This window comes from Paenibacillus sp. MMS20-IR301 (genome assembly GCF_032302195.1).
GTDB lineage: Bacteria > Bacillota > Bacilli > Paenibacillales > Paenibacillaceae > Paenibacillus_AQ.
In genome coordinates this window covers 2,896,584-2,911,702 of record NZ_CP135275.1, presented here as the reverse complement: position 1 = coordinate 2,911,702, position 15,119 = coordinate 2,896,584, and the positions used below count along the sequence as shown (strand labels likewise).

Annotated in this window: 16 protein-coding genes and 1 tRNA gene; 6 read left to right on the top strand and 11 right to left on the bottom strand. The window is 53.8% G+C overall.

From position 1 onward, the window contains the following. Positions 1 to 4 precede the first annotated feature (4 nt). Positions 5 to 889: an RCC1 domain-containing protein gene (locus tag LOS79_RS12920; protein WP_397386757.1), complete on the bottom strand. Its 885-nt coding sequence runs from the start codon at positions 887 to 889 to the stop codon at positions 5 to 7. 192 nt (positions 890 to 1,081) lie between these two features. Then, positions 1,082 to 1,537: a YhjD family protein gene (locus LOS79_RS12915; RefSeq protein ID WP_315420236.1), complete on the bottom strand. Its 456-nt coding sequence runs from the start codon at positions 1,535 to 1,537 to the stop codon at positions 1,082 to 1,084. 178 nt (positions 1,538 to 1,715) lie between these two features. Here LOS79_RS12915 and LOS79_RS12910 point away from each other — a divergent pair. Beyond that, positions 1,716 to 1,799: transfer RNA gene (locus LOS79_RS12910), tRNA-Leu, on the top strand. Positions 1,800 to 1,964: 165 nt separating this feature from the next. Here the strand turns inward: LOS79_RS12910 and LOS79_RS12905 are convergent. The 4 genes from LOS79_RS12905 to LOS79_RS12890 form a co-directional block, all read right to left on the bottom strand. Continuing rightward, entirely contained in the window at positions 1,965 to 2,732 is a 768-nt protein-coding gene (locus tag LOS79_RS12905; protein ID WP_315420234.1) for a CPBP family intramembrane glutamic endopeptidase, read from the bottom strand. Next, positions 2,713 to 3,258 (bottom strand): helix-turn-helix transcriptional regulator, encoded by a 546-nt coding sequence (locus LOS79_RS12900; protein ID WP_315420232.1) that lies wholly within the window; start codon positions 3,256 to 3,258, stop codon positions 2,713 to 2,715. Before LOS79_RS12900 ends, LOS79_RS12905 begins: the two co-directional genes overlap by 20 nt. A gap of 130 nt (positions 3,259 to 3,388) precedes the next feature. Further along, the gene (locus LOS79_RS12895) at positions 3,389 to 4,240 is read right to left on the bottom strand and encodes a YihY/virulence factor BrkB family protein (protein WP_315420231.1); all 852 of its coding nucleotides are present in this window, start codon (positions 4,238 to 4,240) and stop codon (positions 3,389 to 3,391) included. Between the two features lie 91 nt (positions 4,241 to 4,331). Further along, a complete protein-coding gene (locus tag LOS79_RS12890; protein ID WP_315420228.1) occupies positions 4,332 to 4,661 on the bottom strand; it encodes an HIT domain-containing protein in 330 nt (109 codons plus the stop codon). A 104-nt stretch (positions 4,662 to 4,765) separates the two neighbouring features. On the opposite strand from LOS79_RS12890, the gene LOS79_RS12885 reads away from it, so the two are divergent. Then, the gene (locus tag LOS79_RS12885; protein ID WP_315420226.1) at positions 4,766 to 5,698 is read left to right on the top strand and encodes a hypothetical protein; all 933 of its coding nucleotides are present in this window, start codon (positions 4,766 to 4,768) and stop codon (positions 5,696 to 5,698) included. 120 nt (positions 5,699 to 5,818) lie between these two features. Here LOS79_RS12885 and LOS79_RS12880 read toward each other — a convergent pair whose 3' ends face one another. Next, the gene (locus tag LOS79_RS12880) at positions 5,819 to 6,688 is read right to left on the bottom strand and encodes an SDR family NAD(P)-dependent oxidoreductase (RefSeq protein WP_315420224.1); all 870 of its coding nucleotides are present in this window, start codon (positions 6,686 to 6,688) and stop codon (positions 5,819 to 5,821) included. 169 nt (positions 6,689 to 6,857) lie between these two features. Here LOS79_RS12880 and LOS79_RS12875 point away from each other — a divergent pair, with 169 nt between their 5' ends. The 3 genes from LOS79_RS12875 to LOS79_RS12865 all read left to right on the top strand — a co-directional run bounded on the left by LOS79_RS12875 (position 6,858) and on the right by LOS79_RS12865 (position 9,496). Beyond that, positions 6,858 to 7,298: a MerR family transcriptional regulator gene (locus LOS79_RS12875; RefSeq protein ID WP_315420221.1), complete on the top strand. Its 441-nt coding sequence runs from the start codon at positions 6,858 to 6,860 to the stop codon at positions 7,296 to 7,298. Positions 7,299 to 7,420: 122 nt separating this feature from the next. Further along, positions 7,421 to 8,524, top strand: coding sequence for a glycerol dehydrogenase (locus LOS79_RS12870; protein ID WP_315420219.1), 1,104 nt, complete (start codon positions 7,421 to 7,423; stop codon positions 8,522 to 8,524). An 87-nt stretch (positions 8,525 to 8,611) separates the two neighbouring features. Next, entirely contained in the window at positions 8,612 to 9,496 is an 885-nt protein-coding gene (locus tag LOS79_RS12865; protein ID WP_315420218.1) for a divergent polysaccharide deacetylase family protein, read from the top strand. On the opposite strand, the gene LOS79_RS12860 is transcribed toward LOS79_RS12865, so the two are convergent. After that, a complete protein-coding gene (locus LOS79_RS12860; protein ID WP_315420215.1) occupies positions 9,483 to 10,265 on the bottom strand; it encodes an N-acetylmuramoyl-L-alanine amidase in 783 nt (260 codons plus the stop codon). The genes LOS79_RS12865 and LOS79_RS12860 overlap by 14 nt on opposite strands. Positions 10,266 to 10,508: 243 nt before the next feature. Here LOS79_RS12860 and LOS79_RS12855 point away from each other — a divergent pair, with 243 nt between their 5' ends. Then, a complete protein-coding gene (locus LOS79_RS12855; RefSeq protein ID WP_315420212.1) occupies positions 10,509 to 10,697 on the top strand; it encodes a YqzE family protein in 189 nt (62 codons plus the stop codon). Between the two features lie 112 nt (positions 10,698 to 10,809). On the opposite strand, the gene LOS79_RS12850 is transcribed toward LOS79_RS12855, so the two are convergent. The 3 genes from LOS79_RS12850 to LOS79_RS12840 form a co-directional block, all read right to left on the bottom strand. Beyond that, a complete protein-coding gene (locus LOS79_RS12850) occupies positions 10,810 to 11,883 on the bottom strand; it encodes a hypothetical protein (RefSeq protein ID WP_315420210.1) in 1,074 nt (357 codons plus the stop codon). A 145-nt stretch (positions 11,884 to 12,028) separates the two neighbouring features. Beyond that, positions 12,029 to 13,033, bottom strand: coding sequence for a YqhG family protein (locus tag LOS79_RS12845; RefSeq protein ID WP_315420208.1), 1,005 nt, complete (start codon positions 13,031 to 13,033; stop codon positions 12,029 to 12,031). Then, positions 13,030 to 14,775 carry a DEAD/DEAH box helicase gene (locus LOS79_RS12840; protein ID WP_315420207.1) on the bottom strand — a complete coding sequence of 582 codons (1,746 nt, stop codon included), beginning with the start codon at positions 14,773 to 14,775 and terminating at the stop codon, positions 13,030 to 13,032. Before LOS79_RS12840 ends, LOS79_RS12845 begins: the two co-directional genes overlap by 4 nt. Positions 14,776 to 15,119 lie beyond the last annotated feature (344 nt).

Sequence of the window (15,119 nt, the reverse complement as noted above, 5' to 3'; positions counted from 1 at the left end):
TAGACTATAGGGGCAGCTGGATATTATGCCAGCTGCCTACTTCGCATTGTCCTTCCATGTTCCGGCCGGCTGCAAGCACTGTGCCATCCCGTTTCAGGCCGAGTGTGTGAGTGCATCCTCCTGCAACCGCCACAATATCCTGCCAGTCTTGTACAGAGCATTGGCCGTATTCATTCCAGCCGGCGGCAAGCACTGTGCCGTCGGGCTTCAAGCCGATTGTATGATGACTGCCAGCTGCTATTGCAACGATATTGCGCCAGACGCTTACCTCACATTGCTCATGCTTGTTTAATCCCGCCGCCGCCACAGTGCCATCTGATCTAAGTCCGGCGGTATGAAGATAACCCGCCGCTACCGCAGTAAGGCTGTTCCAGCTGCTGACATTGCATTGGCCGTACCGGTTATTGCCTGCTGATATTAGGGAGCCGTCTGGCTTAAGGCCAAGCGTGTGCCAGTCACCTGCCGCAACTTCGATGATATCCTGCCAGCCGCTGACATTACATTCTCCTTCCGTATTACGTCCTACAGCGTATACTGTGCCATCCGATTTCAGCCCGAGTGTCCGGCGCCAGCCCGCCGCTACTGCAACCATACCCTGCCAGCTGCTGACCTCGCATTGGCCGTGCTTATTCCAGCCGGTAGCCACCACAGTACCGTCTGAACGAAGCCCGACCGTATGGGAATTACCCGTATGGGCATTGCCCGCTGCCACCGCGGTAATGTCCTGCCAGCGGCTGACCTCGCATTGGCCGTATGGATTGGCACCTGCAGCGGTTACTGTGCCGTCACCCTTAAGCCCTACAGAATGGCGGTAGCCGCCTGCAATAGCAGCTCCAGCCCGCAGTTTCATGTGTAATCCCGCTTCATCTTGTGAATTAGTTGCTGCCATGTATGGCCTCCTTAACAATGACTTACACCAGTGTAGCACAATGCTGCGGCAATCCGGGCCTGAATAGCAAGAACAAGCGCCCGAGAAGCAGTAAATCAAAAAAAAGCCTTATCCGGAATAGGGATAAGGCTCTCTAGGAAATAAGGTGGAGTGGTCATTGGGTAAGATCATATGGTCCGGATCAAGGAAGAATTAGATGGACAAGGCCATCTGCTCCACCGCTTCTTCTCTCGGGAGGGCGGCAAGCTCGGCACCAAGCCCGAGGTAAGCACGCATGCGCTGCATCATCTCACTGCGGAAGCCGGGCCACAGAATATGAATTTCCCCGGCGTATCCCCGGCACATATACTCCGCTGTGACTCCGCGCTGATCCTGGCGGATGGTACTGATCTTGAGCTGACGGGAAGTAAGCTCGCGGGTTACCTCCTGCAGCATCAGTGAAGTCTTCTTAGTGGCGCTGGATACCAGCTCCATATAGAGCTGCGGGGTCTTGAACAGGCCGCTCTTGCCGATAACCCGGCAATCGCGTTCGAATACTTTATGAATAAACGTTAACAGCAGGTAGCTTCTGACAAGGGAAATTTCGTCTTTGGTTATAGCTTCGGGTATATTTGCTGTGACTCGGGAATTTACTCTGGTAGTCGCCATATAAATCACCTCATTTATAGTATGCGAACCTTTGTTCTTATTATACCTTGAAATTATAATGAAAAGCAATAATTATCCAAAATTTTATGAAAAGAAATGAAAAATAAATTTTGTTGACTCTTTTCTCTGTACATGGTAAGATATATTTTGTGGCCGCGAGAGCGGATCACCAAGATATGCGGTCGTGGCGGAATTGGCAGACGCGCACGGTTCAGGTCCGTGTGGTAGCAATACCGTGGAGGTTCGAGTCCTCTCGACCGCATCCTTAAATAAAAACAGGTTGTGGATCAGCTTTTGGCTGATTCGCAACCTGTTTTTTATTTGTATCCTTATTGCGGTGGTCTGAAACAAAAAAGACCGGAGAAGATCGAGTCACTCGGTCTAATCTCCAGTCTTATAACTGCAGGCATAAATGGATTAAATTCTGTTAGTGAATACTGCTTGAAGCCGCATACGCTGAGGGAGTGCTCTTACGTAAGGAAAAGATAAGCCAAACAGCATGCCCGGCCAGTAGGGCCAGAATGAGCAGGTCGTACCCGAGGAAAGCGCTGCTGTTATCATTGCCGACATATTGAAGCAGGTTATGTAGGAAGTGAAAGAGTATTACCGGTATGATATTGTTATCCTTCACTACTAAGAGAGCAAGCACTACCCCCATTAAGAGTGCGTATACGATCTGAAGTATAGTCTGGCCCACATCCTGCCCGGAGAGTGAATTCAGAATATGGGTGAGGCCAAACAGGACGCTGGAGGTGATGACTGCAGTGGTAACCCCTTTGGCAAGCAGCGTCTTCAGTATCAGTCCCCGGTAAAGACTCTCCTCCACGAATCCTACTAATAATGTAAAGAGAAGTAGTACCAGTACCTCAGATACGCTAATTTCACGGAATCCTTTGATGCCGTTAATAACCAGGATGAGGAGCAGAGGGGCATAATAGATCCAGTTGCCGGAAGGAATGGTGCTCAGCGAACGGAATCCAAGCAGGCTCCATTTCCGTTTCAATGTGAAGTAGAGCATGAGTACGATTGCGATCGGGATAAAGGATATCCATACAGGGGACTTGTCGCTGAGCTCTCGGATTGTGGCTACTGCTCCGGCGGCTGTCATCGCCAGCAGCAGCAGCAGCTGAATAATGACTACGGTCCAAATAGGATGCTTTTGTGAAAAGGTTAATTTAGATTGTAGAGTTGTCATGATTAAGGTTCTTCCTCTCTTTTATGTCTCTCAGCCATTGCTGTTCCATCCGGAAATGCTGCAGTCCGTAAGATAACACGGATACCCGGTAATAATAATCTTCAGGATTCGGAATCGTTGCCAGTTCCCCTTCCACAATACCTTTAACGGCTTCCAGTGTGCGGATTTCAATCTCCATTTTGTTCAGGTACTCCCCCAGCCGCTGCTGACGAATTTCTTCCTCCAGATAATCAAAGAAAAAGATACGGATCAGCTGTTCATTCCGTCCTGATTGAAAAGGTCCGGCGAGCCAGTCCAGGAATTCCTTCCGGCCGCTGGGCAGAAGGGTATACAGCTTCTTGTTCTTGCTGTTATCAGTCTCGGTAAGGGAGATTAAGCCTTTGTCGGTTAACCGTTTCAATGCGGGATACAGACTGCCGAAGCTGGCTGTATAAAAGATGCCTACAGATTGATCAATTGTCTTCTTCAGGTCATATCCGCTCATCGTGCCTTCCATCAGCATGCCAAGCAGGATGTGCTCTAACATTTCTTCACCTCATTTATATCTATTCGATATATCTGTTCGATATATACATGATTACATTTATTAGGATTATTGTCAAGTGTTTTTCTATTCAGGCCGTACGGACGGGGATTACACCAGGGCAGCTGTCCGGCTAACGCTTAGTTACCTGTACTATGCGGTTCTGCAGAATGGCATTGATCTCTCCCCCGGCCAGTATAATAATCGAACTGATATAGAGCCAGATCAGCAGAACCATTACACCGCCGAGACTGCCGTAGGTCTTGGTGAAATCACTGAACTGATTGACATATACGGAGAAAAGCACAGAGGTAATAATCCAGCCGAGGGTTGAGAACAGGGCACCGGGCATGACCTCACGCAGCTTCAGCCTGCGGCTGGGAGCAATCCAGTACAGCAGTGTGAACACAATGAACATTACGAGCAGCGGCACGGCATATTGCAGCAGATCCCACAGCTTCTGGAATCCATAGGGAAGATCTGCCAGAAGGAAAACCTGTGTTTTGAGCCAGCTGCCAAGCACTAGCAGCAGAATGCTGATTAAGACAACGAATCCGATGGTTAACGTGGCGAGAAAAGCGATCCCCCGTATTTTCCAGAAGGCTCTGCTCTCATCAATATCATAGGCACGGTTAAGGCCTTTGATAATGGCATTGATTCCTTTGGAGGCCGCCCACAGGGTAGCCAGCATCCCGAAGGACAACAGTGCCTGGCTGCGTCCCTCGGATACATCCTGCAGGATTTCTTCAATAATAGAGATGGCCTCAGCGGGCATGATCTGCTCCAGCTGGCTGATTTTGTCCTCCAGGGAGATATGGGCATAACCGATCAGGGTCATAATGAAGATCAGGAAAGGGAACAGGGACAGAATCAGATAATAAGTCAGCTGAGCGCTGATCCCCTGGACATCGTCGGCTTTAATTTTTTGTAACAGCACTCTGATAAAAGCAATTACATCTCCGGCACCGGCTCTGCTCCTGCTCATAAGACCCTCCTATGCTTCCTTGTATCTTATTAGGCTTCACATCGTTTGCGAAATATATCAATGTATATGTATCCTGCGGCAAAATATCCTGTTATCGCAGCGGCTCGCCGTAACAGATGTGATAGTGCAGATGCTTGGAATCCTGGTAATTTCCCAGGTTCGTGTTCACTCTGCAGGCCCCGTACTCTTCAGTAACCCGGGCGGCTACTTGTTTAATCACTCCCATCAGCTCCAGGAACAGTTCATTGTCACTGTCCTGAAGCGTCAGCAGTGAGGAAATATGTCTCTTGGGTATAGCGACAATGTGCACAGGATAGAAAGGCCGGGTGTGATAATAAGCGAGAACATTATCGGTCTCCATTACCTTTTGAACTTCCGTTTTGCCGTTTAGTACCTCGTCACAGTAGAAATCTTCAGTCATCTGTTTATTCCTCCTCGGTAATCTCTGTTCTCTTGTATTTTACTGGAAATCAAATAATATAGTAAGCAAGTATCACTACATATTAAGATAAGAGGAGAATGTGTATGGAGCTGCAGCCGGAGGAATTTGAGGTTATAAGACGATGGATGTACCGCAACAGCCGCCCGCTGGATTTGGCGAGATGGAGGTTTCACTTTGAGAAGGGACAGATCCAGCCGGTGCTCGAAGCATTATCCGTGTATCAGAATGCAGACGGCGGCTTCGGCCATGCGCTGGAGGCCGATGCATGGAATCCGAATTCAACGCCCGTTATGACGAATACCGCTGTGGAGCGGCTGCTGGAGCTGGATTTCGCCGATGCCGGACATCCGCTGGTGCAAGGAATCCTGAAGTATCTGGACAGCGGTGCTGACCAGAACGGCCATACGTGGAGCTTTAACGTTGCTTCCAATAATGAGTACCCTCATGCGCCCTGGTGGCATACAAGCTCGGAAAGTACGGCCAGCAGCCCGTATAACCCGACAGCTATTCTGGCCGGATTCATTCTGAAATTTGCTGCCAGAGACAGCGCATTATTTGAACGCGGAAGCGGTATCGTGCAAAAATTGGCGGAATCTTTCCTGCAGAACCCCGGGCTTGAGATGCATCCACTGAGATGTGTGGGAACACTGCTGGAATGTATCGCGGAAGCAGAACTGCAGGAGCAGTTTCCGTACCCTGCACTTCTGGAGGCATTTACGGCACGAAGTGTGCAGCTGGTGAAGCGCGATGCCGGTAATTGGACCAGCTATAGCTGCAGACCTTCGTTCTTCATCCGATCGCCGCTGAGTCCGGGGCATGAAGAGCTTGCGCTGCTGCTGCAGCAGGAGCTGGACTATCTGCTGGCGGCGCGGAATTCCGCAGGAATATGGGATCTGACCTGGAGCTGGACAGATTATGTGCGGGAGTTCGCAATCAGTGAGAACTGGTGGAAGGCGCATATCGTTATAGAGAATCTGCTGCTGCTGCGGGAGTTCGGGCGGATCACAGCGGAGTAGAGAACAAAACAGTACAGTACCGTCAGAACCGTAAACAGATTACAGGCAACTAAAGCCCAAGCCAGCCTTAGCGGTGGTTTGGGCTTTGCTTGCGTGTTACTGCTGCTGTGCTGCTGTAAATCAGGAACTGCTGCCGGGGCGGAACTCCTGCTGATATATGGCCTGAACCTTCTCCAGAATAAGCTTGCTGGTAGCTGTGAATTTCAGCGGGGTCACCTGATTCTTGATCAGGAACACGCCGGACCTGTGGCTATGCTCGCCGAGTGCCGCTTGATAGAGCAGCCCTGCACCATGGGTAGGGTCAGGGAAGAACAGACGGATGACCGGTCTCAGCCAGAAGGGGATTCCTGATTTTTTGCCGCCGCGCATCGTATTGTTGCCTCCGGGATCGGCGCTGCGGATCAGAATACCTTCCGCTTCAAGCTCCGGGGCAACCGCTGCAGTCCACAGCGACAAAGCAAGCTTGGTGTCCGCATAGGGACCGGTCAGCTTGCGGAATTTGGCCGGACGCTCCAGGGCAGCCGGATCAAACCTGCGCTTCATCATAAAAGCATTGGAAGACGTATTGATAACCGTCCGCAGAGGACTGTTAAGGATCAGCTGCTTCAGCTCCATCATAATGATGTATGGAACAACCGTCTGCAGCTCATAATGCAGCTCCCGGCCCTGCCTCGAGAAGCTTAGCTCCGGGAAGCTGCCGCCGGCATTATTGAACAGCAGATCGATCTGCGTCTCCTGGCTCCTGATAGCTGCAAGGGCATTCTTCAACTGGACGAAATCAGACAAGTCCGCCTTATATATCCGCAGCTGCCGCTTGCCGGCCGCTTCACGGATAAGGAGATCATCTTCGGGAAAGGCTGAGCGGATGAGCGCGATAACTGTCCAGCCCTCACTTAGCATCATGCGGGTCAGGGATAATCCGATTCCATTGTTTGCACCGGTAATCAGCGCCGTTCGCTGTAGCGGACCAGAAGCATGTATTGTCGTCATAAGTATTCTCCTTTAGGGTGGGATATAAAATGATGAAATCAAGTGTTGAATGGTGCCCATTGTATAACTTGGAGCCGGCTCCAAGTCAAATGCTATTTCCGGTACTTGACTTGGAGCTGACTCCAAGTTATATGATAGTTATCAAATGAAATCCGGATGAGGTGAACCTATGAGTCTGGCAGAAGCTAATATTACTCAAGGATATTCAATTAAAGAAACCGCGGAGCGGACCGGAATAGCTGAGGATACCATCCGGTATTATGAGAAGATCGGCCTTCTGCCCCGCGCGCAGCGCAAGGGTAACAGCCACAGGATCTATAATGATCAGGATCTGGAGACGATGCAGCTGATCACTTGCCTCAAGAAAACAGGCATGTCCCTGGACGATATGCGGCCGTTCCTGGTCCTGTCCCTGAATTCCGACATCGCCGAATATCCGGAGCTGCATGAGCTGATCCTGAACCATAAGCAGAAGATTCTGGAGCAGATTGCATCCTTGCAGCAGATTGTGGATCTGATTGATACCAAGATCGATCAGGGCCATCTTGGCCCGCAGGCATGTGAGCTGACAGCTGAGACCTCCAGAATGCCGCTGAGACGCAAGCGCTGATAACGAAGGCTGTCCAATTATTGAAAGCTGTACTCCAACTTAGTGAGGAGTATGGCTTTTTTCGCTGCCTGGCTCCGGAATATTCCTTAGAATAAGGGGAATTCAGTGAGGAGGAATGTATTATGCCGCAAATTATCTGTTCACCGTCCAAATACATCCAGGGCAGCGGGGAGATCAGGAGGCTTGGCGAATATTGCCTGCAGCTAGGTGTAAAAGGGGCCTATGCCATTGTTGATCCTTATATCCAGTCCATCTATGGGCAGGAGATCAGCGGCAGCTTCGATGCGGAGCAGATTCCGCTTACGCTGCGTGAGTTCAGAGGTGAATGCAGTCTGATCCAAGTGCAACAAATTACAGCTGAACTGGATCGCAGTAGGGTGGAGGTTATAGTGGGGGTTGGCGGGGGCAAGACGCTTGATACAGCCAAGGCAGTCAGTTATTTCGCATCTCTTCCGGTACTGCTGGTTCCCACAGTAGCTTCAACAGATGCTCCGTGCAGTGCATTGTCGGTGCTCTACAGTGAATCTGGTGAATTTGACCGTTATTTGCAGCTGCGCCGCAGCCCGGATGTTGTCGTTGCCGATACGGCGATTATCGCCAAGGCTCCTGTGCGGCTGCTGGCAGCAGGAATGGGCGACGCCTTATCTACCTATTACGAGGCCAGAGCCTGCAGCAAATCAGCAGCGGTCACCAGCGCCGGGGGAACCAGTACCCTTGCGGCGCTTGCATTAGCCCGTACTTGCCTGGAAACGCTGTTCACCGATGGGCGGCAGGCGCTGAAGGATGCCTCTGCCGGGCAGGCCACAGCCGCTGTAGAGCATATTGTTGAAGCTAATATTTATCTCAGCGGCATCGGCTTTGAGAGCGGCGGGCTGGCTGCGGCGCATGCCATTCATAACGGGCTGACACTGCTTCCGGAATGCCGGGCGGCGCTGCACGGCGAGAAGGTGGCCTTCGCCACACTTGTGCAGCTGATGCTGGAAGGTGAGGCAGAGGAGGAGATCAGCAAGGTAGCGGATTTCTGCCGTATGGCAGGATTGCCCGTGACACTTGCGGAGCTGGGGCTGGCAGGCGTAGAACAAGAGCGCCTGATGATGGCAGCAGAGGCCAGCTGCGCCGAAGGCAGCCCGATGATGAACATGCCGTTCAGCGTGACACCCAAGCAGGTACTGGAAGCATTTCTGGCCGCTGACCGCCGCGGGGCAAGGGCTTCAGGCCATTGTTAATTATTGCGTAAGTGCGGCGTACATATTTAGCCTCCCTGATCCAAACAATGAGAACAATTGTTGAAGATTCAAGAGGAGGTGTTTGATTTGAAGAATAGCAGGAGAGCAGGAAGCTGTCTGATTGGCTTAGTAACATTCGCAGTTGCCGTAGGAACCATGCTGAATCCGTCTGCGCCGCGGGCTGTCTACGCTGCCGCAGGGTCTGCTGAAGCTGCGGCCCACACTGGCAAGGCGGCTGCCGTTGCCGGCCAGGCGGAGCCTTCCAGGCTGCCCCCGCGTGTAGCCATCATCGTGGATGATTTCGGCAATAAAATGCGGGGCACAGAGGAGATGTTCAAGCTGCCGGTCAAAATCACCGCTGCAGTAATGCCGTTCATGCCGACAAGTGAGCAGGATGCCCGGCGGGCCCATGAGCTGGGCTTCGATGTGCTGGTTCATCTGCCGATGGAGCCGCGCCAGGGCAAGCCGGAATGGCTGGGGCCGGGAGCCGTGCTGACCGGGATGAGCGATGCTGAAATCCGCCAGCGGGTGGAAGCGGCGCTCGATAATGTTCCTTATGCCATTGGCATCAATAACCACATGGGCTCCAAGGTGACTGGCGATGAGCGGGTGATGGGCATTGTGCTTGCCGTCTGCAAGGAACGAGGCCTCTTCTTTGTTGACAGCCATACCAACTACCGCTCCGTAGCCGGAAGGATGGCCCGGGAGCTGGGCTTGCCGCCTGTAGAGAATCACATCTTCCTTGATGATGTGCATTCAGTGAGCCATGTAGTCAAACAGATGAAGCTGGTGCAGGAGCATGCGCTGAACCAGCGTTATTGCGTGACGATCGGCCATGTCGGCATCCAGGGCAAAGAAACCGCCGCGGGTATCCGCAGCGGTATTGCCGGAATGAAGGATGTAGAGTTTATCGGAATTTCCGATCTGGTCCGTGAGGAGTGGAAATGGAAATCGCAGCTTACACTTCCATAAGATATGCGGCAATTCCATTCGCGATGGCTTCAGCTATTTCCTCCTGGCCCTTAGGGGTGCACAGCTTCTCACGGTCTGCCGGACTGCTGACGAATCCCGCCTCAACGATAACCGTTGTGGCGGTTATTTTGTTGAGCAGATAGAACGGCTTGCCCTGTCTTGGAGCTGCCTGCACCTTGTAAAGCCCGTTCAGCTGGTCCTGGATGGACCTCGCCAGCAGGAAGCTGCGTCCTTCCTCGCGGTATAACACAAGGGGACCGTGTTTGGCCGCAGATTTCGCCCAATTGATATGAATGCTGACCACAACATTTGCCGGGAGGGTCTCGGCCAGCTCCTTGCGCTGGGCGAGATCACGCAGATGCCGGGATTTGCTGCGCAGCCAGAGGTTCTCGTCGCTGGGCGCATAATCGCCGGTGCGGTTAAGAATTGCATCGAATCCGTCACTGCGCAGCAGCAGAAACAGGCGGCGGGAGATGGCGAGTGTAATATCCTTTTCCAAAATATCCCCGAAAGAGGTTCCGCCGTCGATTCCGCCGTGTCCGGCATCGATCAGAATAATCCGCTGGTCATGGCCGAGCATATGCTGACGGTCTTGATGCGGGTCCGCTGCCCCTGGTGTTGCTGCTCTTGCAGCGCCAGGATTTCCTGCCGCCAGTTGGAGCATTACTAGGACTGAAATTAAAATCCGCCGCGGCAGCACTCCGCCTGTACTTCTTGAACGGTGTGCATGCTCTGCAGTAGCCTCATGTTCTTGTTTCCAAATTCTCAAATGTATAACCTCCCTGCCGGAATAATCAACAGCTTCATGCTGAAGTGAGTGAGGCTGCACTAGCTGCTCTCTGTGCGATCCAGTTCATACGGTGGAATCTTTGTTAGATTGTGCCTTAAGCGCCAAACCTATACGGCCCTGCTGAGGCCGGTTTAGAGAATCAGGGAATGGAGCACACTAGTGATATAGAGCTGCAGCAGAGGGCGGTATAGCCGTCCGTTACTCACACGGGAGGTGTAGAGAATGGCATCCAGCGGAGACGATCTGGTGAAATACATTACGGAGAAAGTAGTAGTATACATGGAAGACCCGCGTGCTGTTCATGCAAGGCGGAAAGCGCAGAAGCAGCCTTGGGCGGAAAAATGGTTCGGCACGCTGCCGCTCGCCTGGTCGCTCTGGCGCAGCAAGTGGAGCCGGGGCGGGCAGGAGTGAGCTGTGCTTAGCAGCTGGTCCAATGCCTGAATGCAAATGCAAACAGCCTTCCCCCTCAGCTGCGATAGCGGCAGAAGGGGAAGGCTGTTTGCGTATGGGCGGCTGCAGGCGGCTATGGCTTTGATGCAGGCGCAGCGCCCAGCGTTGTCCCGCCGGATAACGGCAGCGGCGGCTTGTGGAAGCTGCCGTACTGCTGCAGCGCGGCCAGCGGGAGGTACCGCTTGCCGCCGGGCCCGGCAGCGGCGTAGACCACCGCCGCCGCACTGCTCTTCTGGCTCCCGCCGGATGCCGGGAGCCAGCTCTGGCAGCCTGTAATCATAAAGGGTGACCCCAGGTCACCATTATGGCCGGCTGCCTGGAAGGCGATGCTGCCGCGCCCGGCCAGCAGCGCGGCTAAGCCGGGACCGCTCACAGCGGTAAGCTTCGGAGCGGTCAGCCAGAGCAGGTCGGCATAAGGGTCATCCTGCCCGCCGCTCAAGAGAGCAGGTGCAGGCTTCCGTGCCTGCTGATCCGTTCCAGCAGGCAGCAGCGCCTTGGCATCAAGCTGGCGGCTCAGAATACTGTCTGCCTGACTCAGGCTCCAAGGCAGCACCTGCAGAACTGAAGCATTGAGATACAGTGTCTTGTTCTCAATAGTAAGCTTCCAGACAGGCAGCAGCGGGGCGTACAGCGCCGACAGCCCGATTACACCGGAATAATTAGATGGAAGAAGTCCTTCCTGCACCAGATACTGGCGCAGATCACTCATACTGTAAGGGAGCCCTTCGGTCCCGGCTCCGTATTCACTAAGCAGATATCCGCCGTCTTCGGCAGCAGAAATAATCAGGTAACCGATCCGCTGCTCCCCGTTCATCACATTGACCAGCCAGCTGTGCGTGCCCGGGCCCAGCGGGAAGATCTCGGTCCCGGCATTCTTCCACTCCTGAAACGGGGCATCCGCTGACAGCTGACCGATAATCACCCGGGTGAAAGCCTGCAGCGATTCAGCCGCAGCTGCCGGCTTCAGCGCAAGCCCCGGCAGATTCTCCTGCGTAACCGCTTGCGTGACAGTGGAACGGCTGCCTGTAGCCGCGAGTGCCGGGGGGAAGCTGCTGCTGGCGGCGAATATAGCCAGTCCAAGGGTCAGACAGAGGAGCAGGCGGGCTCGCCGCCCGAGCGGCAGGTTCTGCCTTGCTTTGATTTTCATATCATCGTTCACCTTTCCTGTTCTAAAGGTTGTTCATACAGATCATTGTAGGGGACAAGCCCTGAAAAGGCTGTTGCTTGCTGTCGCGGCGGGCTGCGGGAATTTCACGGTTTTTTTGCCTGCTTTTAGCGAGGCGGGTCGCATTCTATGTGCTCCGCAGGTGAAACAGCCCGTAGGTTACGGCAGAAACTGCAATCTGCGGCTCATATTGCCAGGAGGTCTCCTGGCGGCGCCGGTTATACTGCTCCTCAGTGGCGAGGCGTTTCTCCTCGTCCGGCTCCTTCAGCAGCTCCGCATAGTACATATCCACGATGCCAAGCTCAAGCTCCAGCCGCTCGCGCGCTTCCTCAGCCCAGGTATAGTCGATTAAGGCCAGCTTGGAGGTCAAGTAGCCCTCCAGCCTGTCGGCTCCTGCGGATATACTCAGCTCCGAAGGCTGAATATGAATATTCTCCGGCAGCCGGGGAGTCAGCTCCCGCTTGGCAAGCCGGGCTTCGAAGTCCGGAACAATCAGCCCGGAGGTCAGGGACACCCCGATGAAGTGCAGCTCTTCCCGCTTCAGGTCACAGCTCATCTCCACCTTGTAGCAGACGGCAAGCCAAGGCTCATAGGCTGCCGAGAACAGCGTGGTCCGCTGCCGCAGCCCGGGGTCCTCGAACAGCTGCAGGCATTTGCCTTCGTCGCGGGCGGCAGCCCAGATCTGCCGCAGGCGCTTGCTGCCGTAAGTGACATCCTCGCGGCGGATCATGCCCGGTCCGATGCGCGGCAGCGCCGGAACGATGCCGAAATAGCGGGCGAGGATGCTGTCCTGCGGATCAGCAGACACGCCGGGCGGCAGCGCGCCGCCGCCCGGTGCTGTTGCCGCAGCCGCTGCCCTGCCGGCTGCGCGGGGAGGCGGCGCAGCAGCTGCCTGCGCCGCAAGGGCATCGTACTTCTCCGGATCGAAGACGAAGGTGAAGGACAGGGTCTCCGGATCTACGCCGGTACGCTCCACGAACCCCCAGTAATAGGGGCGTTCCGTCAGCATCCGGTCTGCACGCGGCGAGAGCTTCACCGTCACATGCAGCGGTGAAGCTTCGAGGATTGTGCACTCTGTCGATTCCAGATAATCCATGACCTGCTTGCGCACTTCTACAGGGGACATACTCATGAGGTTGCCTCGCTTTCATCCAGGCTTACGTGGGCCAGCTCGCTGAGCGAATCACCGATTTCATCGAGCCCGCTGCGCAGCTCCTCGTCGCTTCGCGCTTCGAGAACGATTTTGTATAAGCTTTTCTCGAGTGACTCTTTCTTCTCAAAGCGTTCCAGAATCACATCCAGCCCGCCGATGACCATCTCGAACATATTGATTTTTTCATGCAACAGATGAAGAATATGCTCCTCGATCGTGCCTTCGGTAGAGAGGTTACAGATCACCACATCGTTCTCCTGGCCCAGCCGGTGGACCCGGCCGATGCGCTGCTCTACCCGCATGGGGTTCCAGGGCAGATCGAAGTTAATCATATGGTGGCAGAACTGCAGGTTAATGCCCTCGCCGCCCGCTTCCGTGGCAATCATCACCTGGGCGCGGCCGCGGAAAAGATCCATCATCCAGTCCTTTTTGCCGCGGTTCATGCCGCCGGAGTAGGTAACGCACTGCAGTCCGTGATCGCGGAAATATTGCAGCAGATATTCCTGAGTCGCACGGTATTCCGTGAACACAATAACCTTCTCATTCATTTGCCGGATCAGCTCGATCGTTGTCTCCGCCTTGGTGTTCGTTTTGACGGTGCGCAGTGTCTGGAGCAGTGCCATCATCCGCTCGCGTTTCGGGGAATCGGCCGGCAGCTTCTTGATCAGATTGACCAGCGTAATGAACACGGCATCCCGGCTGCTGCATACCTCGCGCTGAAGGGTAACCAGGGACAGCATGCTGCTGAGATTGCCGCCCGCTTCCTGATACTGTTCTTTGACAAAAGCGGTTACCCCGTCATACAATTCCTTCTCTTCAGCAGAGAGGGTAAGCGGAATATTGCGCACCTTACGTTTGGTGAAGTTCACCGGACCCTCCCCGCGGCGGTTGCGGATCATTACCTTGGAGAGCTCGTCCCTCAGCTGGCCCTCATTCTTCGGCTGGCGTTTGTCGACAACGAAATTACTGGCGAAATCCCCCTGGTTGCCGAGCTGGCCCGGTTTAAGCAGCGTAATCAGGTTGAACAGCTCTCCGAGGTCATTTTGCACAGGGGTGGCGGTGAGCAGGAGGCAATATTTTTTGTGAAGCTGCTGCACGAACTGGTAATTGGTTGATTTCTTATTCTTCAGCTTATGCGCTTCATCGATGATCAGCATGTCGTATTCCTGGCTCAGCAGCATTTCCTTATGGGGATCGCGTTTGGCCGTATCCATCGAGGCGACGACAATCTCATTACCCCAGGAATAAGCCTTCTTCTGAGCTACGGCCGAGATGCCGAATTTGGCGTTTAGCTCCCGCACCCACTGCAGGACAAGCGAGGCCGGAACCAGAATCAGCACCTTGCGTACCAGCCCGCGTACCAGATATTCCTTGAGCACAAGCCCCGCTTCGATCGTTTTGCCAAGGCCGACTTCATCGGCCAGAATGGCCCGGCCCGACATCTGAAACAGCACCTTATGAGCGGTATCCAGCTGATGCGGTAGCGGTGACAGCCCGGACAGATGCTTCATGCACTGCAGCTCATCGAAGCTCGTGACAAGTCCGGACCGTTCACCTTCTACAGCCAGCCGGGACAGCTTCCAGTCGCCCCAGGGTCCGCCTTTATCCAGTCTCGACTCCAGATCATGGAGCCAGTTGCGTTCATAGGACAGGGGGACAGGCAGCAGCGGCGCAGGCGTCACTCTCTCTTGCGGCAGGGAACTTCGGAATAATTGCGTCATGTTGCAGCCTCCTCCGGTGCGGTTTCATATAAGAATGCGTAGCAGTAGTATGCGCGTAAAAGAGAGATTTCATAACCTGCTATCCTCAGCAGGCCAATGAATCCGGCGGCGGAAACTGCAATCCGCATCTTGAAAGCTTACAGAATCCATGCCCCCAAAAAAGCGAGATAGAAGAAGAAAATCGATTGTCTTTTACCGAAATCCGGATATTCCTGCTCCGGGCTGCTTTTTTCTAAAAAGACCTTCAGCACAATATGTGGTATAGTTTAAAAGTTGACGCACACAATATATTGTTACAATTGCTTGAAATCGTGATTATTTCCGGTGTTTTGCGTTTATTTGTT